2 protein-coding genes are annotated in these 1,404 nt (G+C 68.9%); one reads left to right on the top strand and one right to left on the bottom strand.

From position 1 onward, the window contains the following. Window positions 1–309: 309 nt before the first annotated feature. Window positions 310–675 (top strand): helix-hairpin-helix domain-containing protein, encoded by a 366-nt coding sequence (locus tag F0L46_RS27135; protein WP_276315627.1) that lies wholly within the window; start codon window positions 310–312, stop codon window positions 673–675. A gap of 87 nt (window positions 676–762) precedes the next feature. Here F0L46_RS27135 and F0L46_RS25170 read toward each other — a convergent pair. Continuing rightward, window positions 763–1,404, bottom strand: a 642-nt coding sequence (locus F0L46_RS25170) for a BLUF domain-containing protein (protein WP_188312149.1), incomplete at its 5' end; no start/stop codon positions are given.

The following is a 1,404-nucleotide window of genomic DNA, read 5'->3' on the forward strand; positions in this document are numbered from 1 at the left end:
CAATCGGGGTTCCGGCCCAGACATTACAATTGCGCGCCAATGAATTGTTAACTAGCAATTAGGGAACAAGATTCGCTGGGGTCTGAGATGAGTGGGTTCAAGAGCGTTGTTCGTGCGTGCGGTGTCGTGTGGGTGGCGGGTCTTGCGATCGCCGTCTGGCAGTACACACCTCCGCGCGATGCCGTGGCAGCCCCCAGCACCAAGGCGGCGACCGCGCCTGTGCCGGATGCGCCAGTGACGACGGGCAGCCCTCGTGTGGTGTACCAGGGCGCCATCATGGGAGCGTCTCAGCGTCCTGCTGTGGCCACCATGGCTGAACCGGCTCCAGCTGCGCCCAAGAAGCCGCATGTCTGGCAGGACGTGCCCGCTCAGGCCTCCGATCTGGCGCCTCTCACCCCCGCCCGAGCCGTAGCCGTAGAGCCCGTGGTGCCGGCCGTGCCGGTCGCGTTCGCCCGGCTTGAGGCGGCGGACGCTGCTCCTGCGGCGCCGGCTCCGCGGGGTCGGGTTGATCTGAACACGGCGTCGGTGGCTGAGCTCAATGGGCTCGGGGGTGGGATGATCGGCCGGGCCATCGTGGCTGGGCGGCCCTACCGCTCGGCGGAGGATCTCCTGGCCAAGCGTGTGCTGAACAGGGCCACGTTCGCCCAGATCAAGGGCCAGATCGGCACCCAATAATACCGGCCGACGCGATCGTCCCTCCTAGGGCTTGAACGCTGTTCATTGCGACCGCTGCGGTGCCGGCCCGACGGCGGGCTGGTCGAGCTACGCAGCGGCCTGCAAGGACGCGAGCAGCGCCTCGTTCAGGGTGCAGGCCTCGCCGCGTCCAGGGCGGCCGAACGCCCCGATGCACGCGGCCGCGAGGCTGGGGTCGATCTCCTCGAACGTGGCCACGTGCATCCACCAGCCCGCGAACAGCCGCTGGCCCCCGCTTTCGATCGCGAACACGCGAAGATCGGTGTTGCGGCGATCGCGGCTGATACGGCCCAGGGTCTCCATCACCGCCGCGTGGCAGCCTTCGAGCGTTTGGACGAACCAGTCCGGGCTCGCCAAGAGGGCGCCCGTGATGCCGAGCCGCTTGTTGTGCTGCTGGGCCTCGGCCTCGAGCCTGGCACGCGCTATCTCCGGCGACGGATGCTGCATCAGGCTCGTGGCCCGGCTCATGTAGGTCACGCGCGTGAGCCCACCTAAGGGGGCGCTCGGTACCAGGGGGGCGGGCAGGAGCAGGGTGCGCAGGACCTCGACGAGCTGGGAGGCACGGTAGGGCTTAGGGAACAGCAGGCTGCCCCGCAGCGAGCGGTTCTCTCCCGGCACGTAGGCGCTGGCATAGACGATCGGCGCCGTGCGGTAGCGCAGGCGAAACGCCTGGGCAACGTCCCAGCCCGTGGGTCCCGGCCCGAGCGCGAT

The organism is Salinarimonas soli (assembly GCF_008386575.1).
GTDB lineage: Bacteria > Pseudomonadota > Alphaproteobacteria > Rhizobiales > Beijerinckiaceae > Salinarimonas_A > Salinarimonas_A soli.